Raw genomic sequence first — 25564 nt, 5'->3', positions numbered from 1 at the left:
GGGATTGCGTCGATTCACGGGGCGAAGGGCAAATCGGAACCATGCAGAACAGCTTTACCATTTCTACCGGGGGTCAGGGGCTTTATCCCTTTACCGATGACGTTGCGGATTGGGTTGCCGGTCAGGGCGATGGGTTGCTGACGCTGCTGATCCGCCACACCTCGGCCTCTCTTCTGATACAGGAAAACGCCGACCCGGATGTGCAGACCGATCTGCTGGCATTCTACCAACGGCTGGTGCCGCCCGCGAACGACCCCACGATGCGTTATCTTCGGCACCGGATGGAAGGGCCCGACGACATGCCCGCGCATATCAAGGCGGCGATGCTGCCGGTGAACCTGTCCATTCCCGTGGCCGGAGGGCGGCTGCAACTGGGGACATGGCAGGGCATCTACCTGTTCGAGCACCGCGATGCGCCGCACCGGCGGACCGTCGCGGCGCATTTCAGCGCCGACCGGGGCTAAGCCGCGTCACTCTGTCGGCATCGCAGTCGGCCCAGGCCTTGCCCGTTGCCCAGGGGTGAACGGAGGAGGGCAACCGTTGGGTTCAGGCCACATCCTGAAACACAACATGTTGCGGTGCATTTCGCCCCTACCCAAAACCTCGCGTACCCCCTATAAGTTTCGGCAAGAGGGCGTATAGCCCCACAAGTGAGGCAGGTTAAGAAAAGGGGGATGGCCGATGCGGTGCCCATTCTGCGGAAATATTGATACCCAAGTCAAAGACAGTCGCCCGGCGGAGGACCACGTTTCCATCCGGCGCAGGCGGTTTTGTCCGGCCTGTGGCGGGCGGTTCACCACCTACGAGCGGGTGCAGTTGCGCGACCTTGTGGTAATCAAGACCAATGGCAAGCGCGAGGATTTCGACCGCGACAAGCTGGAACGCTCGATCCGGATTTCGATGCAGAAACGCCCTATAGAGCCTGAGCGGATCGACCAGATGATCAGCGGCATCGTGCGGCGGCTGGAAAGCATGGGCGAAACCGACATCGGTTCCAAGCAGATCGGCGAGATCGTGATGGAAGCGCTGAACCGGATCGACACGGTTGCCTATGTGCGCTTTGCCAGTGTTTACAAGAACTTCCAGGCGGCAGATGATTTCGATAAATTCGTCGCCGAGCTGCGGCCCGACCTGCCCAAGGAAGAGTGACCCGGCAGGCGGCCATCGACGCGCGTTTTATGGCGCATGCGTTGTCGCTGGGGCGGCGCGGGCAGGGGCGTGTCTGGCCGAACCCGGCGGTGGGCTGTGTGATCGTGGCGGCAGGCCGGATTGTCGGGCGCGGCTGGACCCAGCCCGGTGGCAGACCCCACGCAGAGACCGAGGCGCTGGCCCAGGCCGGTGCCGCCGCCAGGGGCGCGGATGTCTATGTGACGCTGGAACCCTGTGCGCATCACGGGCAGACCCCGCCCTGCGCCCAAGCGCTGATCGACGCAGGCGTGTCCCGTGTTGTCATTGCGGTTCAGGATCAGGACGACCGTGTCGATGGCCGCGGTGTGGCCATGCTGCGCAAGGCGGGCATCGAGGTGGTGCAGGGGATCTGCGAGGCTGAGGCCACAAGGGATCACGCGGGTTTCTTTAGGCTTGTCCGTCAAGGCCGGCCGCTTGTGACGCTGAAACTGGCGCAGACATTTGATGGCCGCATCGCCACCGGCACCGGCGAAAGCCAATGGATCACCGGGCCGGAGGCACGCCGCGCCACCCACGCCATGCGCGCGCGCCATGATGCGGTGATGGTGGGCGGCGGCACGGCCCGCAAGGACGATCCCAGCCTCACGGTGCGCGATCTTGGGGTCTCATGGCAGCCCGCACGGGTGGTTGTGTCGCGCCGCCTTGACCTGCCGTTGATGGGCAAACTGGCACGCACCGCCGCCGAGGTGCCGCTGATCCTGTGTCATGGCCGGGACGCCGACCCGACCCTTGCGCGCACCTGGCGCGATCTGGGGGCCACGCTGTTGCCCTGCGCCGCGCGGGGCGGGCAGCTTGACCCGGTCGATGTGCTGCAACAACTTGGCGCGCACGGCCTGACGCGGATATTCTGCGAAGGCGGCAGCGCGCTTGCGGCATCGCTGATCGAGGCGGATCTGGTGGACCGGCTCATCGGCTTCAGCGCAGGGCTGATCATCGGGGCAGAGGGGCTGCCGGGCATCGGCGCCATGGGCCTGTCCCGCCTTGCCGCCGCACCGCGCTACACCCTGGGCGAAACCCGCCGTATCGGGGCAGACGCCCTGCACGTCTGGCACCGCGCCTGAGGGGGCCTCACCCGCCTTTCTTTTTGGCTCAAAATATCCATCCCGCATTCACCGCCCGCGCCACAGATGGCTCTGGCTCGCCAGCAGCCCCTGCAGTTTGGACAGCGCCCGGTTGCCAACCCCCGGCGTCGGAAGCGCGCCCGAGGCCAGCCGCGCCACCACGACCTCAACGGGGCAGGGCTGGCCGGTGACCGGGTCCAGATAGCGCGGATAATCAATCAGCGTGGCATGGACCAACCCGTCCAGCCCCGGTTCTGCCCGCCTGCGCGGCGGCACATCGCCCAGATCGCGGGTCAGCCCCCAGCCCGCATAGAAAGGCACGCCCAGCGTGGTGACCGGCACCCCCCGCAGCAGCGCCTCGAACCCCAGCAGCGAGGTCATGGTCCAGACTTCGTCAACCTGTCCCAGCAGCGCAATCGGATCGGCGCGGGCCAGAACGTGATCGGCCAGGGCTGCCGCGGTGTCGCCGCCATTCCGCAACCCGGCCTCCACGTCCGGGTGCGGCTTGTAGAGGATCAGCGCATCCGGATGCGCGGCGCGCACCGCCCGCACCAGATCCGCATTGGTCCGCACCTCATCCGCGCCGGTGCGGATTGAGGCGTCGTCCTCCACCTGTCCGGGCACAAGGATGCGCCGCCCCTTGGGCAGTGCGGAAAGGTCGGCCGCACCTGAAAGGTTGTATTTGCTCAGCCCCGCCTGCCGGATTGCCGCAATCAGGTCCTGGGCGCGCCTGCGTTGGTCGGGGCGCAGATCGGCCCGGCGCTCGATCCATTTTTCCAGCCGACTGGGCCGGGACGGATCGTAATAGATGCCAAGGTCGTCACAGACCAGTGACAGGGGCGGCACCAGTTCCGCGCCCAATCCGCGGGAGCGCAGAAAGCCGTCCTCGATGCGCCAGGCGTCGCCATGGCCGACCTCGGCCTTGCCCGCCCAGACCAGCCAGCGGCGGGGCGCGGCGGCGCGGGCGCGGGCCGGGTCATCCTCGAAGACCATCGGCGTGGTGCGGCCAAAGAACTGTTGCAGGGGTTTGCGTTTCCAAAGGCTGATCTTGGACCCTGTCCACCCAAGGTGGTCTTCGCGCCAGGCGCGGGTCTGGGCGGCCAGCGCCTCCACCGCGTCCTCAAGCGGGCACAGGCGGTCCCGGCAGGGGTCATACCACTTTGGATAGAGGATCATCGCAGCGGCAAAAAGCTGCGCGCGGGTCAGCACCCGCTGGCGGCGCGGGACCGGGAATTCATCCGAGGTCAGCCCCCAACCCGCATAGAAGGGCTGGCCGAAGACGCGCGGCTTATGCCCGGCAAAGATCGCCTCGAAACCCAGTTGCGAGGACACGGTATAGACGCCAACCGCCCCTTCGAACAGCTTCCAGGGGCTGACGGCATCGCCCAGCAGCCGCACCCGGTCGTTGGTGTCTTCCGGCCCGAAGTACCCTGCGCGGTGGCCTTGCGTGGTTTCGGGGTGGCACTTGATCACCACCGGGCAGCCGGGGTGTTCCTCCTGGGCAAAGACCAGCATTTCCAGGAACCGCGCCCGGTCTGCGCCCGAGGCGGTGACAGAGGCGTCGCCGCGGGTCTGGTCGATCACCAGCACGTATCCGGGGGCAGGGACCTCGGCCTCCGGCTCGAACCCGGTGTATTTGGTCAGATGCGCCTCTTGCATCCGGGCGATGGCCCCGCGCGCGCGGTTCAGCAGGTTGGTGTTGTCGAGCGGATGGGTGGCAAGGATGTCCTCCAGTTCGGAGGGTTGCGCCGGGTCGAAATGCAGACCCTTGTGGTCGATCAGCAGGCCCAGTGGCGGCGCGCCATCCGTGCGCCCCGGATGGATCGAGCGCAGCAGCGCGTCCTCGATGCGGACCACCGGCACGCCGCGTTTCGCGGCAACCGAAAGGCCCCGGTGCGCGGTGGGCGAATTGCCCCAGACCGCGACGTGATCGCCCGCGCGCGGCAGGCCAAGGTGCAGCGAATAGCCCGACAGATGCAGGATGCGGCGCAGCCGTTTCTGGGTCAGGAAGCCGCCGTTATAGACAAAAAGCCGCCGGTCCTTTTCAGGGCCGGCGGCGGGGGTGTCATAGGTTTCCGGCCCGAGAGCCATTCAGATCAGTCCGAAAGCGAGGTCAGGCTCGCGGCCGACCCGGCGGTGCCGGTGATGGCGGAAATGACCTTGCTCCACTGGGCAAAGGGGGCTTCGGTCACATAGATGGTATCGCCGTCACGGATGACAAAATCACGGGCCATGAACATGCCATTGGGCTGGGTCAGGTCCAGCACATAGACCATGCGTTGCGCGCCGGACAGATCGTTGCGGCCCAGCACCTGTTCGGCCACTTCCTGTGGTTCATTGCGGAAGACAAAGACGCCGGTGGGGTCCGCAAGGCTGGGGTTCAGGCCGCCAACCTGCGCGATGCCTTCCAGCGCCGACAGGTTCTGCGTTTCGAATGGGACGCGGGCCTGACCGCCGGTCGCACCCAGCGCGGTGAAGGCGCGGGTATCGGCCTCGACCAGAATGCGGTCGCCTGCGCGCAGCGCGATGTCGAGTTCGGGATGCTCATAGAGGTCCTGGAACCAGATCTTGCCGCGTTTTGCCCCGCGAATGATGGTGATCTGCGCGATTTCGGGTTCAATTGCGACGCCGCCTGCGCGGGCCAGCATGGTCGAGAGGGTGCGCGTGGGCCGCTCGATGGGATAGACGCCCTGCGAGCCGATGCCGCCGATCAGCGACACGGTCGAGCCGTCACCGGCCGCGCGGCGGACCTCGACCTGGGGGTCGGGGGTCTGTTCGCCCAGACGTGTGGTGATGATGCGGCGGATCGCGTCGGGGCTGTTGCCCGCCGCCTTGATGCGTCCCGCATAAGGGATAAAGATAAAGCCCGCGCCATCGACCTGCACTTCTTCCAGCAGGGTGGCGGGTGCGCCTTCGACGCCCAGCAGCGGATCATCCACGTTTTCATAGACGGTAATGCCCAGCACGTCACCGGGACGGATGGTGTCTGATCCCAGTTGGGACGCGTTCTTGAAGTCTTCGGAAAAGCCAAGTGCGGGGACCACGGCGGTGGCACGGGTCACACGGTCGTTGACCGCGACGACGAAAGCATCGCCTTCCTTTTGCACCGACCCGGAAAAGATCTGACGTTTGTTGGGGCCTGCCTGTGGCAAGCCGCAGGATGATATCACGGCCAATGCCGCAAGCACTGCGATGGGCCGCGCCCACCGAAATTTTCTGGTTTTCACTGCCCGGTCTCCTCGACCTATTCAATCTGCCTCGGGTTTCGCCGATTTTTTCGACGTATTTGGGGACAGGCTACGTCAGGTAGAATTGAAAATCCAGACAAGTGAGCAGCTTAGATCAGGTAACGACCCGCAACTGTTGCCTTGGGGCCGCGGTCCCGTGTTCCAGCGCGTCATAGGGGTCTTCCTCGGCCAGCATCATGTCGACCACCTGCCGCAGCAATTGCCGCCGCCCGCGCGCGGCGTAAAAACCGCCGGGAATTTGCGAGGTTTCAAGCAGATAGCGCCGAAAATCCTTGTAAGCCTTGTTGTCGGGGCGGTTGGCGCGGGCAAAAAACTCGGGCAGGGGCTGGTCCGAGACGAATTCGGGCTGGGCATAGACCGCGCGGCCAAAGACCTTGAGCGGAATTCCGCGCCAAAGCACCTGTTGGCCTGCGGTCGAGTTCACGGTCACCGCGCTGCGCGCGTCGTTGAGAAGCTGCGCCAGCTTGCCGCCACGCACGTAATGCACCCGGTCCGAGACGCCCAGCTCGCGCGCAAGTCGGCGGATGTCGCGGCGCACCGGCACGCGGCCGTCTTCCAGCGGATGCGCCTTGACCACGAGGTGGTGATGTTTCGGCGCGCCCTTGGCAAAGCCGTCGATGACCATTTCCAGAAAGTCGCTCATCGTTTCGAAGGGCGAATGCATCTGGAAAGAACTGTCATGTTCCAGTTGCAGCAGGGCGAGGTGGTAGGGAAAGCCGCCCAGCCGGATGCGCAGGGTTGCGATCAGACGGTCGGCGGCCAGCACCGGCATCAGCAAGAGGCGCTTGAGGTATAGCTGGAATTCCTTGGTCACCGGCAGGCTGCGGTGCGGGCGGAAATTGCGATAGTCGCCGTTCCGGAACATGACGAACCAATGGTAGAGCGCGCCGTAGAAAATATGGTGGCGCATGTCACCCCAATGTCCGGGGGGCAGCGGGGCCTCCATGTCGGATTTCTCCAGCGCCTCCTGCATCTGCGGGATCGTCATTTCCATCAGGCGTGAGTTCCCGTTCGAGCCGCCGCGCTCGTAGGTCACCCAATAGGGGCGCATATAGCCTTCTTCAAAGACATGAATGGTCACACCGCGCGCCCTGGCCTCGGCCACGGCTTGCGCGTGGATCGGGCGGGTGTCGCCGTAAAGCACGATGTCGGTGATATGCTTGTCGGCGATCAGCGATTTGAAGGTTTCGGGCCAGTCCTGCGCCGTGCCGCGAAACGGAATGTAGCTGCGCGGATGGAACCAGAACGCCCGGTCGCCCGCGTTGAACCCGACGCGCCAGACCTCTGCCCCCGTCAACCGCAGCATCTTGCCCAGGCGGTTGAAGAAGGGGCCATGCGGCCCCTGAAGGAACAGGAATACCCGATTTTCGGGGGCAACGCGGGTCATGTGAATCCTCTGGCAGCTCGGTTCGGGACGGTCATGCCACGCAATGGGGGCGAAAATGTGGCGCAGGCGGCCCTTGCCGTCCGGATGGCGCGGGGTTACCTCGGTGGGCAGGATAGTCAAGGAGCAGCCCATGTTCACAGGGATCATTACCGATATTGGCACTGTTGTCGCGCTGGCGCAGGAAGGCGATCTGCGCGCGCGGATCAAGACCACCTATGCGACCGACCGGATCGACATGGGCGCCTCGATTGCCAGCGACGGGGTTTGCCTGACGGTCGTGGGCCTTGGTGCGGATTGGTACGAGGTTCAGATCAGCGCCGAGACCGTGGACAAGACCAATATCGGCCAGAATGGCTGGCACATTGGCAAACGCCTGAACCTTGAGCGCGCGCTGAAGGTGGGCGATGAACTGGGCGGGCATATCGTGTCGGGCCATGTGGACGGTGTGGCTGAAGTGGTGGCGATGGCGGATGAGGGCGACAGCACCCGCGTGACCCTGCGCGCGCCCAAGGCGCTGGCGCGCTTTATCGCGCCGAAAGGGTCGGTGGCGCTGAACGGCACATCGCTGACGGTGAACGAGGTCGATGGTTGTGACTTCGGGATCAACTTTATTCCCCACACCAAGGAAGCGACAACCTGGGGTGATGTGGCTGTGGGCGACCGGATCAACCTGGAGATCGACACATTGGCACGCTATGTCGCGCGGCTTGGGGAAATGTCATGACGCCAGGCATCGGGCATAATCAGGGGCCGACGATGGAACGCGGCCGGAAATGGCGGACCTTCCAGTGGCAAAAGGCGCGCAATGCGGCCATGCCCAAGGCGATCCCGCTGATGGTCGTCAAGATGCATGTGGCGCGCGCCCGTGCGCTGGGGCTGGATTATCCGACCTATGCGGCGGTGCGCAAGGCGACGGGGCGTGACGTCATGGGGCTGTTGTTCTCTTCCAATGCCCTGAGGGTGGTGCGGATGGAGGCGCCGCAGATGCCGGTGGGCCGCGCGGGCAAGCTGGCGGCGCTGGAAGGCGCGCAAAAGCTGGCGCTGGTGCATCACCCGTTAAGCCCGACGCTGGTGGCGGCGGCGAACCCGGTATTGGATGCGACCGCATCTGCGCCGAAGTTTACCGACAGCTGGGGCGAAATGCGGGCACATCTGGGCGAGGTCATCGCCGCCCAAGGCCTGCTGCGCGACCAGGTGCTTATCATCGGGGACACCGCGCTGGAGCGTGACTGGACCGGTGCGGCACGGGCCGCAGGCTACCTTGAAGCGGGACGGTACTTTTCCTGAACCCGGTCCGATGAGGGCCCTGGGCCTGCGGGGTTGAACCGGGCGGCGATGTGCTTTGCAGGCGGCATGATTGCGTATTTCTGGCATAAAGACGCAGCGGCGCGTGCTCTGGTCAAGGGGCGGTGGCTGGGCTATGTGGGGCGTGCCATACGTGAGGACATGCGATGAATTACGAGACACCGGGACCCGTGGAAGAAGGGCTGTCATCGGCCATATCCCCGATTGAGGAAATCATCGAGGAGGCGCGCCAGGGGCGCATGTTCATCCTGGTCGATCACGAGGACCGCGAGAACGAGGGCGATCTGGTGATCCCGGCGGTGCATGCCGATGCGGACGCGATCAATTTCATGGCGACCCATGGGCGCGGCCTGATCTGCCTGCCGATGACGGCGCAGCGGATTGCGACATTGGGATTGCCGATGATGGCGGTGAACAACTCCTCGCGCCACGAGACGGCCTTTACCGTCAGCATCGAAGCGCGCGAGGGGGTCACGACGGGCATTTCCGCCGCCGACCGCGCCCGCACAGTTGCCGTGGCGATTGACGAACAGGCAGGCGAGGCGGATATCGCCACGCCGGGCCATGTCTTTCCGCTGCGCGCGCGTGATGGTGGCGTGCTGGTGCGCGCGGGCCATACAGAGGCGGCGGTGGACATCAGCCGTCTTGCCGGGCTGCACCCCTCCGGCGTGATCTGCGAGATCATGAAGGATGACGGCACCATGGCCCGGCTGCCGGACTTGGTCGAGTTTGCGGCGAAACATGGCCTCAAGATCGGCACCATCAGCGATCTGATCGCCTATCGTCACAAGCATGACAACCTGCTGGTGGAACGTGACGTGCGGCAGGTGACATCCGCCTATGGCGGCGACTGGCAGATGCGCATCTTTGCCGACAAGATCACCGGCACCGATCACGTGGTTCTGGTCAAGGGCGACATCAGCACGCCCGAGCCGGTGCTGGTGCGGACCCATGCGATCAACGCGCTGGAAGACATCCTGGGCCTTGGGCCCAGCCCCGCCGACGAACTGCCCCGCGCGATGCAGATCATCGCCGAGGAGGGGCGGGGTGCCGTGATCCTGTTCCGGGATCCTTTCCCCCGGCTGCGGCTGGACGAGGACGACGAAGACGGCCCGCGCACGATCAAGCGCACGGGGCTCGGCGCCCAGATCCTGTCTGAGCTGGGATTGCACCAGCTGGTCCTGCTGACGGACAACCCCGAAACCCGGTATCTGGGCCTTGATGCCTATGCCATCGAAATCGTGGGCACGCGCCCCATCACGGAAGGGTAGAACATGGCCTCATCGCAGCAACATACGGTCCTGCCGCGCCCTGTATTCGACGCGCCGGTCAAGGTGCTGATCGTGATGTCGCCCTATTACAGTGACATTGCCCAGGGGCTGCTGGACGGTGCCAAGGCAGAGCTGGAGGCGGCGGGTGCCGCCTATGAGGTGGTCGAGATGCCCGGCGCGCTGGAAATTCCCACCGCCATCGGGATCAGTGACCGGCGCAGCAACTTTGACGGATATGTGGCGCTGGGCTGCGTGATCCGGGGCGAGACGACGCATTACGAAACCGTCTGCAATGACAGCAGCCGCGCGCTGCAAATGCTGGGCTTGCAGGGGCTGTGCATCGGCAACGGCATCCTGACAGTCGAGAACAAGGAGCAGGCCGATGTGCGCGCTGACCCCGATGGCCAGAACAAGGGTGGCGGTGCGGCGGCAGCAGCCTTGCATCTGATCGCGCTCGGCCGTAAGTGGGCGCAAACCAGCAAAGGCATCGGCTTCAGACCGCGCGGCGAAGATACGCTGATGGCGGGAGAGGCCGACGGAAACAACATCGCATGAACACGTCACTGTCGGGCAACCAGAAGCGCAAGATGAAATCGGCGGCACGGCTTTATGCCGTGCAGGCGCTGTTCCAGATGGAACATTCAAGCCAGACAGTCGAGGTGGTGCGCCGCGAGTTCCTGGACCACCGCTTTGGCGCGGTTTACGAGGGCGACGAAATGCAGGATGGCGATATCGGTCATTTTGCCGACGTTCTGGAAACCGCCGTGAACCATCAGGCCGCCATCGACCAGATGACGGACCGTGCGCTGGTGGCCAAATGGCCGATTGCGCGGATTGATCCCACCTTGCGTGCCTTGTTCCGCGCCGCCGGGGCGGAATTGCGGGATACCGGGACGCCCCCACGGGTGGTGATTAACGAATATGTCGATGTGGCGCGCGCTTTCTTTCCCGATGGAAAGGAGCCGAAATTCGTCAACGCGGTGCTGGATCACATGGCCCGCGAGGCGCAGCCCGAAGCGTTCTGATTTCGCTAACCATGCGGTTCGAAAGCACGTGACGCTTTACCTCTTCTGAAGTTCCTGACCCTATCAAGCACCCATAGGCTGCGTGGGGCAGCATCATTATGGGGTGAGACAATGGCGACATTGATCAAGGCAATCCGCAACCGTAGCGCAAAGATCCACATCAATGCAGACAAGCGGCTGAACCGTGCTGTCACGCGGGACGAGATCCAGCAGCTGTTTCGGGAAGAACTGGACGTTCGGACGGTTTGAAATTCCAATGGGGTGGGCGGCAGAGTTTGGTCTTGTGTGACGGGACCACACCTGCCGGTCGGTTTTTATTCCCGAGGACCTGTATATACAGGTGGGCACCAGGTAACCGGACCAGGGCCCGGACAGAGCCAGCTCCCTCGGATTTGCTTAAGGCCACTGGAATGTAACGTCTCACGAACAGGGCAGAACCCGCCACTCCCCTGAGATAGAGGTGGCGGGGCTGTGCGGCAAGGGGTCATGCAGCGATTTCATTCAGATCGGCGCGCATCCGGGCCAGATGCCCGTCCCATCCCGCATCAAGCGACATCAGAACGCTGAACGCGGCCTCGCCTTCGGGCAGTCCCTCGTGCACCAGCGACAGCATCGTGCCGCCCGGCACCGCATCCAGCGTCCATTTCACCACGCTTTCGGCGTCGCCCATCATATTGACGCAAAAGGTATATTCCAGATACTCGGGCGCGCGGGCCACGCGGACCTTTCCCCAGATCAGCTTGTTGCCGCTTTCGGTGCCGAACAGTTCCAGCACGGAGCCTTCGGTCAGCGGCGCTTTCGGGGCGTGAAACCATTTTGCCAGATGTTCGGGGAGGGTCAGATAATCCCAGACCTGTTCGCGCGGGGCGGCCAGCATGATGGTCTTGCGTAGGGTGTTGGCGGTCATTGCCTGTCCTTTTCAATTGCGGATTTCAGTGCGTCCAGACGGTCGTCCCAGAAGCTGTCGAAGTAGTCGAGCCAGCTCAGCACCGGGGCAAAGCCCGTGCGGTTGATACGGTTGACGCGGGTGCGTCCGCGCGTCTCTACCGTGATCAGCCCGCCATCGCTGAGGACGGTCAGGTGCTTCTTGACGGCGGCCCGCGTCATGTCGAACCGCTCGGCGACGTCAGCGATGGTCATCTCGCGACCGGCCAGCAATTGCAGGATGTCGCGCCGCGTCGGGTCGGCCAGGGCGCGAAACGTCATCTGGGCTCGATCGGTCATGCGGTTGTTCCCCGGCTTGCACCGCAACCGCGGGCAGAGTGCAAAGACAAGCGATGGCGGGGGTGGGACATTGAATGGTCTTTCTAAAGTGATACCGTTTGGTATCCTTTAATTAGAAACCAAATGGTATCATGTCAAGCGGTGATTTGGGTGTGCGGTGAGGGCGGTTCCACCCTATTCTGCGTCGATAAAGCCGTAGGCGCGCAGTTCTTCGGGGACCAGAACATAGATTTCATCGGGCGGCGTCACCAGCGCGTGGCGCATGACCAATGGGTCGATGCCCATCTCTTGAAGATAGCCCATGACCTCGCCCTGGCCGCGCTGGATGTTCTCTACGGCGACAAAGGCGGGCAGGATCGTGCTTTCGCCAAAGTAATGCTGATGCACGCCGACGGAGCCACCTTCGGGGATGTCGCGGCTGACCCCGGCGGCCAGCACATAGGGGCAGGCGGAATAGCAGATGTCGCCATCGCGCATCGCGGTTGTCAGACCGGCGGCGCGCAGGCTGCGGCCCAGTTCCAGTGCATCCCGCACAGATCCGCCGGGGGAGTTCAGGATCACCCCTTCAGGCGCTTGGTCCAGTTCCTCGATCTGCCGGGCAATGCGCGCGCCGTCGCCTTCGCTGATTGTCCCTTCCAGCAGGATCGTCTTGCCCGCCTCTATCGCGGTCAGGACCAGCCGGTCAGGCAAGGGGGTGCTGGGCATCGGGCGGCCCGGTGCCGGGGCGCGGTCAGGGCGATAGCGGCGGGTCTGGTCGCCGGGCCGGATCGGTTCGGTGAGCGAGGGCGCGCGGGGGCCAAAGCCGGGCAGGCTCAGCCCGTCGCGCAGATCACCCCAGAACAGCAGCATCCCCAGCCCCAGTTGAAAGATCAGCACGCCCATCAGGATACGTGCAACGGGGTTGCGGCGGACGGTGGTCATGTGGATTTCAGCGGCGTCACCCGCACCGGCTCTTGCGGATCGGTGGTTTCCCTTGGGGTCTGGCGGGAAGGCGACACCGGGGGTGTGGCTGCCTCCATGTCGCGCATCGCGGATAGGGCGGCGCGGATTTCAGCCAGCGTCAGCGTGTCCTCGATCGCCGCCCCCTCACGGCCAGAGCGGATCGCGGTCTGGGTGATGGCAAGAATGAAAACCAGCACCGCAGGCAAGAGGTCAATCGCGATGGCCCCGGCCCAGGAGGGCACGAAGTTGCGGGCATAGAGGATCACCGCATCGGCGCTGGAAATCGGGGTATAGGTGGTTTCCGTTGGCGGCGGCATGGCCAGAACCCCCTGCGCCGCGCGTTCCAGCGTGGCGGCGCGCTGTGCCAGCACTTCGAGCACGGAGGTGATTGTCGCCCCCTGTGCGCCGCGATTCTCGGCGGTGCTGCCGTCTAGTTCGGGCAGAACAACCGAGGCGGAGAGATCCTGTGCCGCGCGTTCCACCAGCGAGGCAACCGAGAGCTGGCGCAACTGGGTGATCAGACCGGCCAGCCGCACCGCCTGTTCGGAAAATTCCACCGAACGCGCCTCGACCGGGCCGGGTTCGACCGTCAGCGCGCGCATCCGGCTGAGGATCTGGTTGCCTTCGGCAAAAGCGGTGGCCACCAGCGGGGTCTGGGTTGCGATCTGCGATTCAAGCCCGGAGAGTTCGGCGGATTTCTGCCGCAGCACCCGGAACACCGCGCCGCGCCCGGCAAGGCCCGAGAGATTGCCGGTGGCCTCTTGCTCGCTGAGATCCTCGAAGGACTGGCGTACGCGGGCCACGTCACGCTCAAGCCCCTGTGCCGACAAGGCAATTTCATGGGCGCGTTCGAGTGAGCCCTGATAGTCCTGCACGGTTTTGGCCAGATGCTGTTCAACCGCCGCAGAGCCGGCGAGGGCAGCCGCGTTCAGCCAGCTCGACATGGCGATGATCGCAACTGACCCCAGCCCCATCGCCCCCAGCAACCCAACGCGGGCGCGCGCGGTGCGTACCGCAGGAAAGAGCCGTAACATATAGGACCAAAAGACAAAAATCCCCACCGACACTGCCACAGAATAGGCAATCGCGGCAAAAGCGGACATCGCCCCATTGTCATCCAGCAGCGAGGAGACGCCGAGATAGGTATAGATGCCCGAGGCCACGGCAAGCACGCCAAGCGCTGTGCCGGAAAAAGTGTCGAGCCATGTCAGGTGTCCTTCCAGCTCGCGGGCGTATCGCACGCCGCGTGCCTGCGCCTGATGCATCGGTTCCTGATCGTCCATGTGCTGCCGCCCCCTCGTTGATCCACCAGCGCACAAGATAGGGTGTGTCGGGATGATTTGCCATTGCCGGGGCCGGGGGCTTGCAAATGTTCACGAAATGTTCATTATTTTCGGCATGACCCAGATCGACCTGACACCGCCCCCGCCCGCCCCGCAACCCGGACAGCTTTTGGCGCGGGGGGTGTGCAGGCACATGGCGAGCCATGGTTTTGCCTGTGTGGAGGAACTGGTGCCTGCCCGTGGCCTGCGGGTGGATGTGATGGCGCTGGGCCCCAAGGGCGAAGTCTGGGTGGTGGAATGCAAATCATCGCGCGCGGATTTCATGACCGACCAGAAATGGGAGGGCTATCTGGAGTGGGCCGACAGGTTCTTCTGGGCGGTGGACGCGGATTTTCCCACCGAATTGCTGCCGGATGAGACCGGTTTGATCATCGGTGACGCTTATGGCGCGGAGATTGTCCGCATGGGGCCGGAAGCCCGGCTGGCCCCTGCGCGGCGCAAGGTCATGGTGCAGAAATTCGCCTTTTGCGCGGCGCGCAGGCTACAGATGCTGCGCGACCCGGATATGCTGCCGGACTGGGGGTAAAGCCTAGCGCTTAACGTTTCTTGCCCTTGCCGCCGCTGACGCGGTGGGCTGCGGCGATGATTTCCTCGGCGATTTCGATGGCTTCCTCGGGGGTGAAGTCCATCGGCAATTCCACACCGCCGCCTTCGACGAACAGCCGCACCATGCCCGCATCGGTCGGCCCGATTTGCAGGTTCGCCTCGATATCGCGTTCCGTATTGATTCCCATGGTGTTCTCCGCCGATGATGGGATGCAGGGCTATCCTGACAGGGCTTGCTTGGCAAGCGGCAGTCGCGTCAGGCTGTGGTCATGACAGAGATCGAGATTCGCTCATTCACCGCAGGGGACCGGGATTGGCTGCTGGAACAGCACGAGGTCCATTACGCGCGCGACGAAGGGTTCGACGCGAGCTTCGGTGTGCTCGTGGCCCAGATCCTCGATGATTTTCTGGCGGGGCATGATCCGACCTGCGAGCGGGGCTGGATCGCATGGCGTGACGGACAGCCACTTGGCTCGATCTTTTGCGTGCGGCTGACGCAGGATTGCGCGAAACTGCGGCTGTTCCTGTTGACGCCGGATGCACGCGGCGAGGGGCTGGGGCGCAGGATGCTGGGCACCTGCATGGGTTTTGCGAGAGATGCCGGTTATCAGCGCATGCAGCTTTGGACCCATGAATCGCACCGCGCGGCGGGCGCGCTTTATGCCAGGTCGGGCTGGACCCTGAACAGCAGCAAACCGGTTGTGTCTTTCGGGAAGCCGAATGTGGAACAGCATTGGTCCATCAGCCTGTAGATTTGGCGCGGTAATGGCTGACCAAGGGTATTGCAATCCCGGTCCTGCTTGGCTAAATCGGCCCCAGTGCCGCCTTAGCTCAGTTGGTTAGAGCGCTTGATTGTGGATCAAGAGGTCCCTGGTTCGAGACCAGGAGGTGGTACCATCCCCCCCCGCCAGACGTCATGAGTTGAAAGCCGTGGTTTTTGTGACGTGAGGGGGACACCCGGTTGAGAGCCTTGGGGCGCTGCCCCAAACCCCGGAGGTATTTCAGGCATAAAGAAATCAGGGGGATGTGATTTGCACAGTCTGGGTGATCTTGCCGGTCAGGCGGTCGAAGATCAGGATCTGGTCCTGATCGGTGACAACGGCGTACCAGCTGTCGCCCTGGGTAAAGGCGCGGGCGGAGGCACCCTGGGGCAGGCTGATCTGATCGGGCAGGCCCGGGGCCTTGCTGCCAAGGCGGGTGACAAGCAGGCCGATCACCACTAGAACGCCGCAGATCATCACCACGGTCAGCACCGTCACCAGCCGCCGCAGGAACCGCAGGTTGGCCGGTTCTGTCACATCGTCATCGGAATCACTCATGTCGCACCGGACCATCACCTTTATCCTGGCGGACAGCCCGCCACCGCGCCTTGATAAGGCGCTGGCCCGCGATGTGCCAGAGCAAGCCGCCCTGTCGCGCACCCGGCTGTCGCGGTTGATCGAGCAGGGGGCGGTCCGGGTCGACGGTCAGGTGCTGCGCGACCCGCGCGCCCAGGTGCAGGCGGGGGCGCAGGTGGAGATCGGGGTGGAGGAGGCGGAAGAAAGCCACATCCGGCCCGAGGCGATCCCGCTGGAGATTCTGTTCGAGGATGCCGATCTGGTGGTGGTGAACAAGCCTGCGGGCATGGTGGTACATCCCGCGCCGGGCACCCCGTCGGGCACGCTGGTGAATGCGCTGATGGCCCATTGCGGTGACAACCTGTCCGGTGTGGGTGGCATGAAGCGGCCCGGCATTGTCCACCGGATCGACAAGGACACCAGCGGGCTGCTGGTGGTGGCCAAATCGGATGCCGCGCATCACGGGCTGGCCGCGCAATTCGAAAAACATACGGTTGAGCGGTATTATCAGGCCCTGGTCTATGGTGTGCCGGAGGCCAGCGATCCGCGTCTGCGCGGGGTCAGGGGCGCGTCATTCGAGCCCGGCAATATCCTGAAACTGACCACGCAGCTTGCGCGGCACCGGACCGACCGGCAACGTCAGGCAGTGTTGTTTCAGGGCGGACGCCATGCGGTGACCCGCGCCCGCACCATTGAACGGTTTGGCACCCCGCCGGTGCTGGCGCTGATGGAATGCTGGCTTGAGACCGGGCGGACCCATCAGATCAGGGTCCATATGACCCATGCCGGTCACGCGCTGGTGGGCGATCCGACCTATGGCGGCAAGCGCAAGCTGGCCAAGACGGCGTTGCCCGAGAGTGTCGCAGATGTCGTGCGCGGCTTTGCCCGGCAGGCGCTGCATGCCGCCGTGCTGGGGTTTGAGCATCCGGTCACCGGTGAGGCGGTGCGCTTTGAAGCGCCATTGCCCGCGGACATGGCCGATCTGCTGGACCTGCTGCGTTTGGCGGGATGACGCGCACAACCGCGTGAGATGGTTGAAAGATAACTGTTTATTCACTCATGTTGTGCCAATCTTAAGAAAACAGGCTCAGGCTGACTTGAAACACCTGTTAGCGCTGACCATATGGATGTTAAGGCCTTAAACATAACTGTAGAACAGGCCCCCCGAGACTGGGAAAGGGACAATTGATGGCAAATTATGCAAATCTGCCGGCACCGACACCTGAAGGCGGGCTGAACCGCTATATGCAGGAAATCCGCAAGTTTCCCCTGCTGGAACCCGAAGAGGAATACATGCTTGCCAAGCGGTGGGTGGAAGAGCAGGACACTGAAGCCGCGCACAGGATGGTCACCAGCCACCTGCGTCTGGCCGCAAAGATCGCCATGGGCTATCGCGGCTATGGCCTGCCGCAGGCCGAGGTGATTTCAGAGGCGAATGTGGGTCTGATGCAGGCCGTGAAACGCTTTGACCCTGAAAAGGGCTTTCGGCTTGCCACCTATGCGATGTGGTGGATCAGGGCGTCGATCCAGGAATATATCCTGCGGTCCTGGTCGCTGGTAAAGCTGGGCACGACTTCGGGCCAGAAAAAGCTGTTCTTCAACCTGCGCAAGGCCAAGAACAAGATCGGCGCGCTAGAGGAGGGCGACCTGCGCCCCGAGAACGTCAAGACCATCGCGACCCAGCTGGGCGTGACCGAGGCCGAAGTGATTTCGATGAACCGGCGGATGTCGGGCGGTGATGCCTCGCTCAATGCCACTGTCGGCTCCGAAGGCGAAGGCACGATGCAGTGGCAGGACTGGCTGGAGGACGAAGACGCCGACCAGGCGGGCGATTATGCCGAGCGGGACGAGCTGGAAACCCGGCGCGAAATGCTGGGCGAGGCGCTGGAAGTGCTGAATGACCGGGAAAAGGACATTCTGACCCAACGCCGGTTGAGCGATGAAACCGTGACGCTTGAGGATCTTTCGGCGCAATACGATGTCAGCCGGGAGCGCATTCGCCAGATCGAGGTGCGCGCCTTTGAAAAGCTGCAAAAGCGAATGCGTGACCTGGCCCGCGAGAAGGGCATGATGGCAGACGCCTGATTACAATGTGACCTGAAACGGACCCCCGCAGCATCCGCTGCGGGGGTTTTTTCTTGTCCGAACTTGTGGCGCAGGGCCAATGCGGTAGGGTCCGCTTACAGCGTCCCGTCCTTGCCTTGACGCAGATCACATCGCCAATGTCTTGAGAGCGCGGAGCGCGCCAGGGTATTGGCGGTTCACCTTCAAGGCGGGACGCTAAACAAGGATCGGAGAAGACATGACCCATTTGCGTTGGGGCGTCCTTGGGGCGTCGAATTTTGCAAGGCAGCACATGGCCCCGGCGATCCACGCCGCCAGGGGCGCGCAATTGGCGGCACTTGCCACCTCCTCGGCTGCTAAGGCGGAAGCGTTTTGCGATTTTGCGCCCGGGTTGCGGGTGCATGACAGCTACGAGGCGCTGCTGGCAGATGCGCAGGTGGATGCGGTCTATATCCCGCTGCCGAATCATCTGCATGTTGAATGGAGCGTGAAGGCGCTGGAGGCGGGCAAACATGTGTTGTGTGAAAAGCCGCTGACGCTGAAGGCGGTGGATTTCGATACCGTGATCGCGGCGCGGGACCGGACCGGGTTGCAGGCCGCCGAGGCCTTCATGATCGTGCATCATCCGCAGATGCAGCGGGCGCGGGACCTTTTGAAGCAGGGCGCATTGGGCAATCTGCGCCATGTCAGCGTGACCTTTTCCTTTTTCAACGACGATCTGGACAACATCCGCAACCAGCCCGGCACCGGCGGCGGGGCCTTGCCTGACATCGGCGTCTATGCCTGCGGCGCGGTGCGGTTCATCACCGAGGCAGAGCCCAAGGCGATTTCCTATGCGGGGATCGAATACCAGCATGGCGTCGATACCACGGCGCGGATCGCGGGCGATTTTGGCGACTTTACCTATGGTGCCATGGTCTCCACCCGGATGGCCCCCCGGCAGGAGATCGTGTTGCACGGTGACAAGGGCATCCTGCGGCTGACCTGCCCGTTCAACGCGGGCGTGTTCGACCAGGCGGAATTGCATCTGGAAACCTCGGCCAGCAGCATTACCGTGGAACGCTTTCCGGCGGTCAATCACTATGTCCTTCAGGTCGAGGCCTTTGGCCGCAGCGTGCTGGAGGGGGCAGATTACCCCTGTCCGCTGGAATTCAGCAAAGGCACGCAACGGATGATCGACATGGTCTATGCCGCAGGCAAGGCCTGATCACTGCACAATCGCAAAGTGCTTTATTTCAACCGGGCGCGCAGCACGCGGATCATGTTGCCGCCCATGACCTTGGCGATCTGATCCTCTGTCAGGCCTTCGGCCAGAAAAGCATGGGTCAGCGCGGCAAGTTCGGAGGTGTCAAAGGCGGTAGTGACCGAGCCGTCAAAGTCTGACCCCAGCGCGACGTGATCCTCGCCCAGCAGGTCGATGGCGGTCCGCGTCATTCTGGCGACCCCGGCGGGGGTGAAATCGCCGCAGGTGACCTCATCCCAGTAGCCCATGCCGATCACGCCGCCGGTGGCGGCAATCTCGCGCATCAGATCGTCCGGGAAGTTGCGCGGCGTTTCGCAATGGGCAGAGACACCGCTGTGGCTGACGATCAGCGGAATGTCCGTGATTTCAAGCACATCGCGGGCCACCGCCGGGCTGGAATGCGCAATGTCGAGCACAAGGCCGCGCTGCGCGACTTCGCGCACCACTTCGCGGCCAAAGTCTGTCAGCCCCTGATCCCCCTTGCCATGCAGCGACCCGCCCAGAGCATTGTCAAAGAAATGTTGCAGGGCGATGACCCGGTGGCCCGCCGCTTCGATCTTGTCGAGATTCGCGATGTCGCCCTCCAACGGGTGCGCCCCTTCGATCCCCAGGATGCAGCCGACGATTTTTTGGCCCGCCGCACGGTCCGCCAGCAGGCTGTCAAGATCGGCGCGCGTGCGGATGATGCGGAACTGGCCGGGCAGGGCGGCTTCGACCGCCTCCAGCTTTTCTGCCTGATAAAGCGCGCGTTCCAGAAGGCTGTTCCAGGTACGCGGCGGCCAAAGCTGGCCGATGGCCAGCGCGGTGATGTTGTCAAAGGCCTCTGCCGAGTTCTCTTCGTAGTTCTGACCGGCGGGCGACTTGGTCACGGCGGTAAAGACCTGCACGGCCACATTGCCTTCCAGCAGGCGGGGGATGTCGACCTGGCCGTAATCGCTGCGCTTGGTCAGGTCGCGATTCCACAGCAGCGGGTCTGCGTGCAGGTCGCCGATGATCAGATTGTCGTGCAACTGCTGCGCCGCGTCAGAGACCGGATAGGGATCATGCGGCAGGACGGCGTTGCGGGATTTTTCGACATATGCCGGCGCAAAGGTGAAAAAGCCGACGAGCGCCAGGACCAGAAGCGACAATAGGATGAGAAGCAGTCTTTTGACGATACGCATGGGGGCCTCCGGCTGTTGTTCCTGACAGGTTAACATCCTTCGGCCCGACGCATAGGGGTGACGTGGCGCGACGGGGTGTTATTCTGTGCAGGACATCGGAGGAATGGACATGGCCGGAGGATGGGCGCGCGACGGCGCGGTATCAGAACAGATCGAAGCCTCGATCAATGACGAACTGGCACGGCTCAGGGCCCGCAAGGTGCCGCAGGGCGAGAGCCTGACGCATTGCGCGGAATGTGAAGAACCGATCCCGGAGGCGCGCCGTCAGGCGCTGCCGGGGGTCAAGCTTTGTGTGGATTGTGCCCAGGAACGTGCGGCAAGCTCGGCGGTGCGGGGTGGGATAAATCGGCGGGGATCGAAGGATTCGCAGTTGAAGTGACAGGCGCGGGACGCCTCCGCACCCTTCGCCACAGCGGCACGACATCAAGTGCCGCGATGTAAAAGCCCGCGGGCAGCATCCACAGGCCCAGAACCGGCAGGAAGCTGAACACGCCGCCGATCATCAGCAGGATGCCAAGGATCAGGCGCAATCCGGGCGGCACATGCAGGCGCACCCAGATCAGCACCCGCAAGATCCGCCGTTTGACCTGTTTTTTGTAAAGTTGCCGCAGCCCGACAGGCATTCCGATGGGCATTTTTTCGCCTTTTCCTGTTCAGGCCTCTTCCATCGCTTCCAGCTCGTCGATGAAACCCTCGATCATCGACAGCCCCTTGTCCCAGAACGCGGGGTCAGACGCATCCAGCCCGAAGGGGGCCAAAAGCTCCTTGTGGTGCTTGGAACCGCCTGCCTTGAGCATGTCGAAGTATTTCTCTTCAAAGCCTTCCTCGCCCTCGGCGTAGACCGCGTAAAGCGCATTCACCAGACCGTCGCCAAAGGCATAGGCATAGACGTAGAAGGGCGAATGCACGAAATGCGGGATATAGGCCCAGAAGGTCTCGTATCCGTCCATGAATTCAAAGGCGGGGCCAAGGCTCTCGCCCTGAACGCTCATCCACAACGCATTGATGTCATCGGGGGTCAACTCCCCGCCCCGGCGCGCCGCGTGCAGTTTGCATTCGAAATCGTAAAAGGCGATCTGGCGCACAACCGTGTTGATCATGTCCTCGACCTTGCCCGCCAGCAGGACCTTGCGTTCCGCCTGGGATTTGGCCCCGTCCAGCATCTTGCGGAAGGTCAGCATCTCGCCAAAGACAGAGGCGGTTTCGGCCAGTGTCAGCGGGGTGGAGGACAGCATCTCGCCTTGTCCCGCCGCCAGCACCTGATGCACGCCGTGGCCCAGTTCATGCGCCAGCGTCATCACGTCGCGCGGTTTGCCAAGGTAGTTCAGCATCACATAGGGGTGAACGTCCGTCACGGTGGGATGGGCAAAGGCGCCCGGCGCCTTGCCCGGCTTCACGCCCGCGTCGATCCAGCCCTTGCGGAAAAACGGCTCGGCCAGTTCACCCATGCGCGGATCGAAGGCGGTATAGGCCTCCATCACCGTCTTTTCGGCCTGCGCCCAGTCGACGATGCGGGGGTCTTCCATCGGCAGGGGGGCGTTGCGGTCCCAGACCTGCATCTTGTCCAGACCCAGCCATTTGCGTTTCAATTCATAGTAGCGGTGGCTGAGGCGCGGATAGGCATCGACCACGGCGTTGCGCAGCGCCTCGACCACTTCGGGTTCGACGTGGTTGCTGAGGTGGCGACCGGTCTGGGCTGTCTCCATCCCGCGCCAGCGGTCGATGACTTCCTTTTCCTTGGCCTGGGTGTTGTGCACGCGGGCAAATGTCTTGATCCGGTCGGAAAACACCTCTGCCAGCGCGCGGGCTGCCGCCTCGCGGGTGTCGCGGTCGGGGTCGGTCAGCAGGTTCAGCGTGCCCTCGATGCCAAGGGTGTCGCCCATCACCTCGAATTCCAGCCCTGCGATGGTCTCGTCAAAGATGCGCTCCCAGGCGTCGCCGACAACGCCCAGATCGTGCAGGAAATGTTCCAGCTCGTCCGACAGTTGGTAGGGCTTCATCGCGCGGATGCGGTCAAAGACGGGCTTGTAACGCGCCAGATCCGCATTCTGCGCCAGCAGCTTGTCCAGGTGGTCGTCGGGCAGCTTGTTCAGTTCCAGCGTGAAAAACACCAGCGGCGTGGTGAAATTGGTGATCTTTTCCTGAAGGTCGGACATGAATTTTGCCCGGCCCGCATTGGTGGTCAGCTGATAGTAGCGCAACCCGGCAAAGGACATGATGCGCCCGGCGATCTGGTTGATCTTTTCATTGCGAAGCACGCAGTCGAGCAACCGGGCGGCGTCGAGATCGGCCAGCTTGCCCTCGTAGTCGGCAGCAAAACTTGCGCAGGCCTCTTCCAGCCAGTCGAGATCGCGCTTCAGTTCGGCTGCGTCCTCGCCGGTGTAAAGGTCGCTCAGGTCCCACTCCGGCAGGTCGCCCAGGTTCTTGTTGCCGCCGGTGGCGTTGGCATCGTGGACGGGGAAGGGAAGCTGAAACATGTGAGTGACCTCGTGTTGATTTGCACACTACCTAAGGCGCGTGACGCGCGGGGACAAGGCGGGGGAGGCTGTCTGCCTCCCCCGAACCCCCACCGAGGAATATTTGAGGCCAAAAAGAGAGGATCAGCCGTATTGTCGCAGCATCTCGTTCAGATCGTCGAGGGTGTTCGCCTCTTGCAGGGGTTTGTCCTGGCGCCAGCGTTTCATCCGGGGAAAGCGCAGGGCGACCCCTGACTTGTGGCGCGGGCTGGGCTGGATGCCTTCGAAGGCGATCTCGAAGACATGATGCGGGGTCACTTTGCGGACCGGGCCAAAGCGTTCCAGCGTGTTCTTGCGCACCCAGGCAGTGATCTGGCGGAATTCGGCGTCGGTCAGGCCGGAATAGGCCTTGGTGAAAGGCACGAGGTCGTTGCCGTTCCAGACCGCAAAGGTGAAGTCCGTGAACAGATTGGCCCGCCGCCCCGAACCTGACTGCGCATAGATCATCACCGCGTCGATGGTCAGCGGGTCCAGCTTCCATTTCCACCAGTCGCCTTTCTTGCGCCCGGCAAGGTAGGGGCTGTCGGCGCGTTTGAGCATCAACCCCTCTGCCTGTGCGTCGCGCGCGGCGGCGCGGTGTGTGGCAAGGTCGGCCCACGAGCCGAAAGGGATTTGCGGCGACAGGCGAAGGGGCGCATCGGCGGGCAGGTCGGCGCAGGCCTCCTCCAGCAGGGCGCGGCGGGTTGCAAAGGGGTGGTGGCGGATGTCCTCGCCCTGCCATTCCAGCAGGTCATAGGCGTGCAGGACCACGGGTGCCTCGGCCAGCAGCTTTTTCGGCACTGTCTTGCGGCCGATCCGGGCCTGCAAGGCGTTGAAGGAGGCCGGGGTGTCGCTGCCCGGCAGCCAGACCAGCAATTCGCCGTCCAGCACCGTGCCCGGCGGCAGGTGGTCGATGGTGCGGGCAAGCTCGGGGAAGCGGTCTGTCATCAGCTCTTCGCCGCGCGACCAGACGTAATAATCGCCGTCGCGCAGGATCAGCTGGCCCCTGATCCCATCCCATTTCCATTCCGCGCGCCAGTGGTCGGGGTCGCCCAGGCTTTCCGGTCCGTCCTCCAGCCCGTAGGCAAGGTAGAACGGATAGGGCCGCGAGGCATCGGCAGAGGCATCCGCCGCCTCGATCAGCGCGTGCCAGGTGGTATCATCGGGGTGCCAGTTGCCCATCAACCGGTGCGCCAGTTCGGTTTCCGGCATGCCGGTGGCGCGTGCCAGGGCACGGGTCATCAGCTTCTGGCTGATGCCGACCCGGAAGCCGCCGGTGATCAGCTTGTTGAACAGGAACCGTTCGGTGCCGCCCAGCGCGGCCCATGCGGCCAGCACAAAGGCCTTGCGCTGCGGCTCCGCCACCTCGGCAAGACCGCGCAGTTCGGTGATCCAGTGTGTCAGCGACCGGTTGTCGCTGGAGGGGTTCGGCGGCAGCACCAGCGCGATGGTTTCTGCCAGATCGCCAACGATGGCATAGCTGTCCTCGAACAGCCACAGCGGGATATCCGCCTCCTCGGCCGCCCATTCACGCAGGCGGGTGGTGGTGACCGCGCGTCTGGGCCTGCGGCCAGAGAACAGGGCGATTGTCCACAGGCGGTCCGCATCCGTCGCGTCGCTGAAGTAATCGGCCAATGCAGCAACTTTCACGTTTGTCCTTGTGCTTTGGTCGATGGTGTTGAAGAGGGCGGCAAAGCGTTTCATGTCGCCTCTCCTGACTCGAGGGCCTCGCCTTCGAATTGTGTCGGGATGACCTGTGCCTGCCAGCCATTTTCGTTCAGGTAACGGGTGAAGACATCTGTGTAACCATGTGTCACATATATGTTTTCAGCGCCTGTATCTTTGATGGCGGTCAGCAGCCCGGACCAATCGGCATGGTCCGAAATCACGAAACCCCGGTCACCCGCCCGGCGGCGGCGCACGCCGCGCAGGGCCATCCAGCCGGAGGCAAAGGCGCTTTCCTGCGGGCCGAACCGCCGCGCCCATTTGCTGCCAAGCGCGGAGGGCGGTGACACCACGATCGCGCCTGGATGGTCTTTTGGATTAAGCTCTGCCGTGGCGTGGACCGTGGCGGGCAGTGTCAGCCCCTGATCGCGCAACACCGCATTGGTCGCTTCGAGCGCGCCATGGGTCAGGATCGGGCCGATCTGCGGGTCCAGCATCGACAAAAGGCGCTGCGCCTTGCCCAGGGCATATGCCCCCAGGAAGGCGGTCTTGCCCGCTGCGGCACATGTCGCCCACCAGTGGTTGATCTGGGCGGCGACATCGCGCTGGGGTGCCCAGCGGAACACCGGCAGGCCAAAGGTGCTTTCGGTGATGAAATGATGGCACTTCACCGGCGCGAAAGGTTCGGTGAACCCGTCGTCGACCAGCTTGTAATCGCCCGAGGCCACCCAGACCTCTCCGCCCACAGCGACCCTGATCTGCGCGGACCCCGGCACATGCCCTGCGGGATGAAAGGACACCTCGGCCCCTCCGATCCGGCGGCCCTCGCCAAATGCGATGCCCTCTGCCCGGATTTCGCCCAGGCGGTGGCGCATGACGGGCAGGGCGGCATGGGTTGCCAGGTAAGACCCCATGCCGCTGCGGGCGTGATCGGCGTGGCCATGGGTGATCAGCGCGCGGTCCACTGGCCGCCACGGGTCGATGTAGAAATCGCCGGCCGGGCAGTAGATGCCATTTTCGGTGAATGTCAGAACAGGTGTGCGTGCCATGGCGGGCA

Annotated in this window: 29 protein-coding genes, 1 tRNA gene and 1 other RNA gene; 16 read left to right on the top strand and 15 right to left on the bottom strand. The window is 63.6% G+C overall.

The features are described 5' to 3' along the window. The first annotated feature begins 41 nt into the window (after positions 1-41). From A8B82_RS05575 to ribD, 3 genes are all read left to right on the top strand, one after another. Positions 42-464, top strand: a complete 423-nt coding sequence (locus A8B82_RS05575; RefSeq protein WP_067289533.1) for a secondary thiamine-phosphate synthase enzyme YjbQ — start codon at positions 42-44, stop codon at positions 462-464. A gap of 217 nt (positions 465-681) precedes the next feature. Continuing rightward, positions 682-1149 (top strand): transcriptional regulator NrdR, encoded by a 468-nt coding sequence (gene nrdR, locus A8B82_RS05570; RefSeq protein WP_067289253.1) that lies wholly within the window; start codon positions 682-684, stop codon positions 1147-1149. A 29-nt stretch (positions 1150-1178) separates the two neighbouring features. Further along, positions 1179-2249, top strand: coding sequence for a bifunctional diaminohydroxyphosphoribosylaminopyrimidine deaminase/5-amino-6-(5-phosphoribosylamino)uracil reductase RibD (gene ribD, locus A8B82_RS05565; protein WP_067289531.1), 1071 nt, complete (start codon positions 1179-1181; stop codon positions 2247-2249). A gap of 48 nt (positions 2250-2297) precedes the next feature. Here the strand turns inward: ribD and A8B82_RS05560 are convergent, their stop codons facing one another. The 3 genes from A8B82_RS05560 to A8B82_RS05550 form a co-directional block, all read right to left on the bottom strand. Continuing rightward, complete coding sequence (locus A8B82_RS05560) at positions 2298-4340, bottom strand: capsular polysaccharide biosynthesis protein (protein WP_067289251.1); 2043 nt, start codon at positions 4338-4340, stop codon at positions 2298-2300. 5 nt (positions 4341-4345) lie between these two features. Then, positions 4346-5476 carry a polysaccharide biosynthesis/export family protein gene (locus A8B82_RS05555; RefSeq protein ID WP_201120743.1) on the bottom strand — a complete coding sequence of 377 codons (1131 nt, stop codon included), beginning with the start codon at positions 5474-5476 and terminating at the stop codon, positions 4346-4348. Positions 5477-5591: 115 nt separating this feature from the next. Then, positions 5592-6884, bottom strand: coding sequence for a capsule biosynthesis protein (locus A8B82_RS05550; protein WP_067289526.1), 1293 nt, complete (start codon positions 6882-6884; stop codon positions 5592-5594). Between the two features lie 130 nt (positions 6885-7014). Between A8B82_RS05550 and A8B82_RS05545 the strand changes: the two genes are divergently transcribed. The 6 genes from A8B82_RS05545 to A8B82_RS24140 all read left to right on the top strand — a co-directional run bounded on the left by A8B82_RS05545 (position 7015) and on the right by A8B82_RS24140 (position 10734). Beyond that, complete coding sequence (locus A8B82_RS05545; protein ID WP_067289248.1) at positions 7015-7608, top strand: riboflavin synthase; 594 nt, start codon at positions 7015-7017, stop codon at positions 7606-7608. Then, positions 7605-8171, top strand: coding sequence for a hypothetical protein (locus A8B82_RS05540; RefSeq protein WP_067289245.1), 567 nt, complete (start codon positions 7605-7607; stop codon positions 8169-8171). The genes A8B82_RS05545 and A8B82_RS05540 overlap by 4 nt, the downstream gene beginning before the upstream one ends. A 164-nt stretch (positions 8172-8335) precedes the next feature. Beyond that, on the top strand, positions 8336-9460 hold the full coding sequence (gene ribB, locus A8B82_RS05535) for a 3,4-dihydroxy-2-butanone-4-phosphate synthase (protein ID WP_067289242.1): 1125 nt from the start codon (positions 8336-8338) through the stop codon (positions 9458-9460). 3 nt (positions 9461-9463) lie between these two features. Next, complete coding sequence (locus A8B82_RS05530; RefSeq protein ID WP_067289240.1) at positions 9464-10015, top strand: 6,7-dimethyl-8-ribityllumazine synthase; 552 nt, start codon at positions 9464-9466, stop codon at positions 10013-10015. Continuing rightward, positions 10012-10485: a transcription antitermination factor NusB gene (gene nusB, locus A8B82_RS05525; protein ID WP_067289237.1), complete on the top strand. Its 474-nt coding sequence runs from the start codon at positions 10012-10014 to the stop codon at positions 10483-10485. The genes A8B82_RS05530 and nusB overlap by 4 nt, the downstream gene beginning before the upstream one ends. A 111-nt stretch (positions 10486-10596) precedes the next feature. Then, positions 10597-10734, top strand: coding sequence for a hypothetical protein (locus A8B82_RS24140; RefSeq protein ID WP_161489424.1), 138 nt, complete (start codon positions 10597-10599; stop codon positions 10732-10734). A 38-nt stretch (positions 10735-10772) separates the two neighbouring features. On the opposite strand, the gene ssrS is transcribed toward A8B82_RS24140, so the two are convergent. From ssrS to A8B82_RS05505, 5 genes are all read right to left on the bottom strand, one after another. Then, positions 10773-10926, bottom strand: a non-coding RNA gene (gene ssrS, locus A8B82_RS24750) — 6S RNA. 43 nt (positions 10927-10969) lie between these two features. Then, the gene (locus A8B82_RS05520) at positions 10970-11392 is read right to left on the bottom strand and encodes an SRPBCC family protein (protein ID WP_067289234.1); all 423 of its coding nucleotides are present in this window, start codon (positions 11390-11392) and stop codon (positions 10970-10972) included. Next, a complete protein-coding gene (locus A8B82_RS05515; protein WP_067289231.1) occupies positions 11389-11709 on the bottom strand; it encodes an ArsR/SmtB family transcription factor in 321 nt (106 codons plus the stop codon). Before A8B82_RS05515 ends, A8B82_RS05520 begins: the two co-directional genes overlap by 4 nt. 174 nt (positions 11710-11883) lie before the next feature. Further along, on the bottom strand, positions 11884-12630 hold the full coding sequence (locus tag A8B82_RS05510) for a hypothetical protein (RefSeq protein WP_067289229.1): 747 nt from the start codon (positions 12628-12630) through the stop codon (positions 11884-11886). Further along, complete coding sequence (locus A8B82_RS05505) at positions 12627-13934, bottom strand: hypothetical protein (protein WP_067289226.1); 1308 nt, start codon at positions 13932-13934, stop codon at positions 12627-12629. The genes A8B82_RS05510 and A8B82_RS05505 overlap by 4 nt, the downstream gene beginning before the upstream one ends. A 115-nt stretch (positions 13935-14049) precedes the next feature. Between A8B82_RS05505 and A8B82_RS05500 the strand changes: the two genes are divergently transcribed. Continuing rightward, on the top strand, positions 14050-14520 hold the full coding sequence (locus A8B82_RS05500; RefSeq protein ID WP_067289523.1) for an MmcB family DNA repair protein: 471 nt from the start codon (positions 14050-14052) through the stop codon (positions 14518-14520). A gap of 10 nt (positions 14521-14530) precedes the next feature. Here the strand turns inward: A8B82_RS05500 and A8B82_RS05495 are convergent, their stop codons facing one another. Then, the gene (locus tag A8B82_RS05495; protein ID WP_067289222.1) at positions 14531-14728 is read right to left on the bottom strand and encodes a DUF6324 family protein; all 198 of its coding nucleotides are present in this window, start codon (positions 14726-14728) and stop codon (positions 14531-14533) included. Between the two features lie 81 nt (positions 14729-14809). Between A8B82_RS05495 and A8B82_RS05490 the strand changes: the two genes are divergently transcribed. Next, positions 14810-15292, top strand: a complete 483-nt coding sequence (locus A8B82_RS05490) for a GNAT family N-acetyltransferase (RefSeq protein WP_067289520.1) — start codon at positions 14810-14812, stop codon at positions 15290-15292. A gap of 68 nt (positions 15293-15360) precedes the next feature. Next, positions 15361-15437: transfer RNA gene (locus A8B82_RS05485), tRNA-His, on the top strand. Between the two features lie 119 nt (positions 15438-15556). Here A8B82_RS05485 and A8B82_RS05480 read toward each other — a convergent pair. Continuing rightward, positions 15557-15859: a DUF6476 family protein gene (locus A8B82_RS05480; RefSeq protein WP_067289220.1), complete on the bottom strand. Its 303-nt coding sequence runs from the start codon at positions 15857-15859 to the stop codon at positions 15557-15559. On the opposite strand from A8B82_RS05480, the gene A8B82_RS05475 reads away from it, so the two are divergent. From A8B82_RS05475 to A8B82_RS05465, 3 genes are all read left to right on the top strand, one after another. Further along, entirely contained in the window at positions 15858-16889 is a 1032-nt protein-coding gene (locus A8B82_RS05475) for an RluA family pseudouridine synthase (protein ID WP_067289217.1), read from the top strand. The genes A8B82_RS05480 and A8B82_RS05475 overlap by 2 nt on opposite strands. Before the next feature lie 176 nt (positions 16890-17065). After that, complete coding sequence (gene rpoH / locus A8B82_RS05470) at positions 17066-17962, top strand: RNA polymerase sigma factor RpoH (RefSeq protein WP_067289215.1); 897 nt, start codon at positions 17066-17068, stop codon at positions 17960-17962. Positions 17963-18179: 217 nt separating this feature from the next. Further along, complete coding sequence (locus A8B82_RS05465) at positions 18180-19148, top strand: Gfo/Idh/MocA family protein (RefSeq protein WP_067289212.1); 969 nt, start codon at positions 18180-18182, stop codon at positions 19146-19148. A gap of 23 nt (positions 19149-19171) precedes the next feature. Here the strand turns inward: A8B82_RS05465 and A8B82_RS05460 are convergent, their stop codons facing one another. After that, the gene (locus tag A8B82_RS05460; protein ID WP_067289209.1) at positions 19172-20347 is read right to left on the bottom strand and encodes a dipeptidase; all 1176 of its coding nucleotides are present in this window, start codon (positions 20345-20347) and stop codon (positions 19172-19174) included. 109 nt (positions 20348-20456) lie between these two features. Here A8B82_RS05460 and A8B82_RS23470 point away from each other — a divergent pair, with 109 nt between their 5' ends. Then, a complete protein-coding gene (locus A8B82_RS23470) occupies positions 20457-20726 on the top strand; it encodes a DksA/TraR family C4-type zinc finger protein (protein ID WP_082899161.1) in 270 nt (89 codons plus the stop codon). On the opposite strand, the gene A8B82_RS24410 is transcribed toward A8B82_RS23470, so the two are convergent. The 4 genes from A8B82_RS24410 to A8B82_RS05440 form a co-directional block, all read right to left on the bottom strand. Then, entirely contained in the window at positions 20629-20970 is a 342-nt protein-coding gene (locus tag A8B82_RS24410; RefSeq protein WP_201120749.1) for a hypothetical protein, read from the bottom strand. The two genes, A8B82_RS23470 and A8B82_RS24410, sit on opposite strands and share 98 nt — an antisense overlap. 30 nt (positions 20971-21000) lie before the next feature. Next, positions 21001-22824, bottom strand: coding sequence for a M3 family oligoendopeptidase (locus tag A8B82_RS05450; RefSeq protein ID WP_067289204.1), 1824 nt, complete (start codon positions 22822-22824; stop codon positions 21001-21003). A gap of 123 nt (positions 22825-22947) precedes the next feature. Continuing rightward, positions 22948-24546, bottom strand: a complete 1599-nt coding sequence (locus tag A8B82_RS05445) for an ATP-dependent DNA ligase (protein WP_067289201.1) — start codon at positions 24544-24546, stop codon at positions 22948-22950. Continuing rightward, entirely contained in the window at positions 24543-25556 is a 1014-nt protein-coding gene (locus A8B82_RS05440; protein WP_067289199.1) for a ligase-associated DNA damage response exonuclease, read from the bottom strand. Before A8B82_RS05440 ends, A8B82_RS05445 begins: the two co-directional genes overlap by 4 nt. Positions 25557-25564: the final 8 nt, after the last annotated feature.

The organism is Sulfitobacter sp. EhC04, from assembly GCF_001650875.1.
In the GTDB taxonomy this organism is placed as follows: Bacteria; Pseudomonadota; Alphaproteobacteria; order Rhodobacterales; family Rhodobacteraceae; genus Sulfitobacter.
Note: the sequence above shows the minus strand (reverse complement) of the source record. Positions and strands in the feature narration are given on the sequence as shown.

Coding starts and splice junctions, on each gene's coding strand:
- A8B82_RS05575 (WP_067289533.1), top strand. CDS start 42: ATGCAGAACAGCTTTACCATTTCTACCGGGGGTCAGGGGCTTTATCCC.
- nrdR (WP_067289253.1), top strand. CDS start 682: ATGCGGTGCCCATTCTGCGGAAATATTGATACCCAAGTCAAAGACAGT.
- ribD (WP_067289531.1), top strand. CDS start 1,179: ATGGCGCATGCGTTGTCGCTGGGGCGGCGCGGGCAGGGGCGTGTCTGG.
- A8B82_RS05560 (WP_067289251.1), bottom strand. CDS start 4,340: ATGGCTCTCGGGCCGGAAACCTATGACACCCCCGCCGCCGGCCCTGAA.
- A8B82_RS05550 (WP_067289526.1), bottom strand. CDS start 6,884: ATGACCCGCGTTGCCCCCGAAAATCGGGTATTCCTGTTCCTTCAGGGG.
- A8B82_RS05545 (WP_067289248.1), top strand. CDS start 7,015: ATGTTCACAGGGATCATTACCGATATTGGCACTGTTGTCGCGCTGGCG.
- A8B82_RS05540 (WP_067289245.1), top strand. CDS start 7,605: ATGACGCCAGGCATCGGGCATAATCAGGGGCCGACGATGGAACGCGGC.
- ribB (WP_067289242.1), top strand. CDS start 8,336: ATGAATTACGAGACACCGGGACCCGTGGAAGAAGGGCTGTCATCGGCC.
- A8B82_RS05530 (WP_067289240.1), top strand. CDS start 9,464: ATGGCCTCATCGCAGCAACATACGGTCCTGCCGCGCCCTGTATTCGAC.
- nusB (WP_067289237.1), top strand. CDS start 10,012: ATGAACACGTCACTGTCGGGCAACCAGAAGCGCAAGATGAAATCGGCG.
- A8B82_RS24140 (WP_161489424.1), top strand. CDS start 10,597: ATGGCGACATTGATCAAGGCAATCCGCAACCGTAGCGCAAAGATCCAC.
- A8B82_RS05520 (WP_067289234.1), bottom strand. CDS start 11,392: ATGACCGCCAACACCCTACGCAAGACCATCATGCTGGCCGCCCCGCGC.
- A8B82_RS05515 (WP_067289231.1), bottom strand. CDS start 11,709: ATGACCGATCGAGCCCAGATGACGTTTCGCGCCCTGGCCGACCCGACG.
- A8B82_RS05510 (WP_067289229.1), bottom strand. CDS start 12,630: ATGACCACCGTCCGCCGCAACCCCGTTGCACGTATCCTGATGGGCGTG.
- A8B82_RS05505 (WP_067289226.1), bottom strand. CDS start 13,934: ATGGACGATCAGGAACCGATGCATCAGGCGCAGGCACGCGGCGTGCGA.
- A8B82_RS05500 (WP_067289523.1), top strand. CDS start 14,050: ATGACCCAGATCGACCTGACACCGCCCCCGCCCGCCCCGCAACCCGGA.
- A8B82_RS05495 (WP_067289222.1), bottom strand. CDS start 14,728: ATGGGAATCAATACGGAACGCGATATCGAGGCGAACCTGCAAATCGGG.
- A8B82_RS05490 (WP_067289520.1), top strand. CDS start 14,810: ATGACAGAGATCGAGATTCGCTCATTCACCGCAGGGGACCGGGATTGG.
- A8B82_RS05475 (WP_067289217.1), top strand. CDS start 15,858: ATGTCGCACCGGACCATCACCTTTATCCTGGCGGACAGCCCGCCACCG.
- A8B82_RS05480 (WP_067289220.1), bottom strand. CDS start 15,859: ATGAGTGATTCCGATGACGATGTGACAGAACCGGCCAACCTGCGGTTC.
- rpoH (WP_067289215.1), top strand. CDS start 17,066: ATGGCAAATTATGCAAATCTGCCGGCACCGACACCTGAAGGCGGGCTG.
- A8B82_RS05465 (WP_067289212.1), top strand. CDS start 18,180: ATGACCCATTTGCGTTGGGGCGTCCTTGGGGCGTCGAATTTTGCAAGG.
- A8B82_RS05460 (WP_067289209.1), bottom strand. CDS start 20,347: ATGCGTATCGTCAAAAGACTGCTTCTCATCCTATTGTCGCTTCTGGTC.
- A8B82_RS23470 (WP_082899161.1), top strand. CDS start 20,457: ATGGCCGGAGGATGGGCGCGCGACGGCGCGGTATCAGAACAGATCGAA.
- A8B82_RS24410 (WP_201120749.1), bottom strand. CDS start 20,970: ATGCCTGTCGGGCTGCGGCAACTTTACAAAAAACAGGTCAAACGGCGG.
- A8B82_RS05450 (WP_067289204.1), bottom strand. CDS start 22,824: ATGTTTCAGCTTCCCTTCCCCGTCCACGATGCCAACGCCACCGGCGGC.
- A8B82_RS05445 (WP_067289201.1), bottom strand. CDS start 24,546: ATGAAACGCTTTGCCGCCCTCTTCAACACCATCGACCAAAGCACAAGG.
- A8B82_RS05440 (WP_067289199.1), bottom strand. CDS start 25,556: ATGGCACGCACACCTGTTCTGACATTCACCGAAAATGGCATCTACTGC.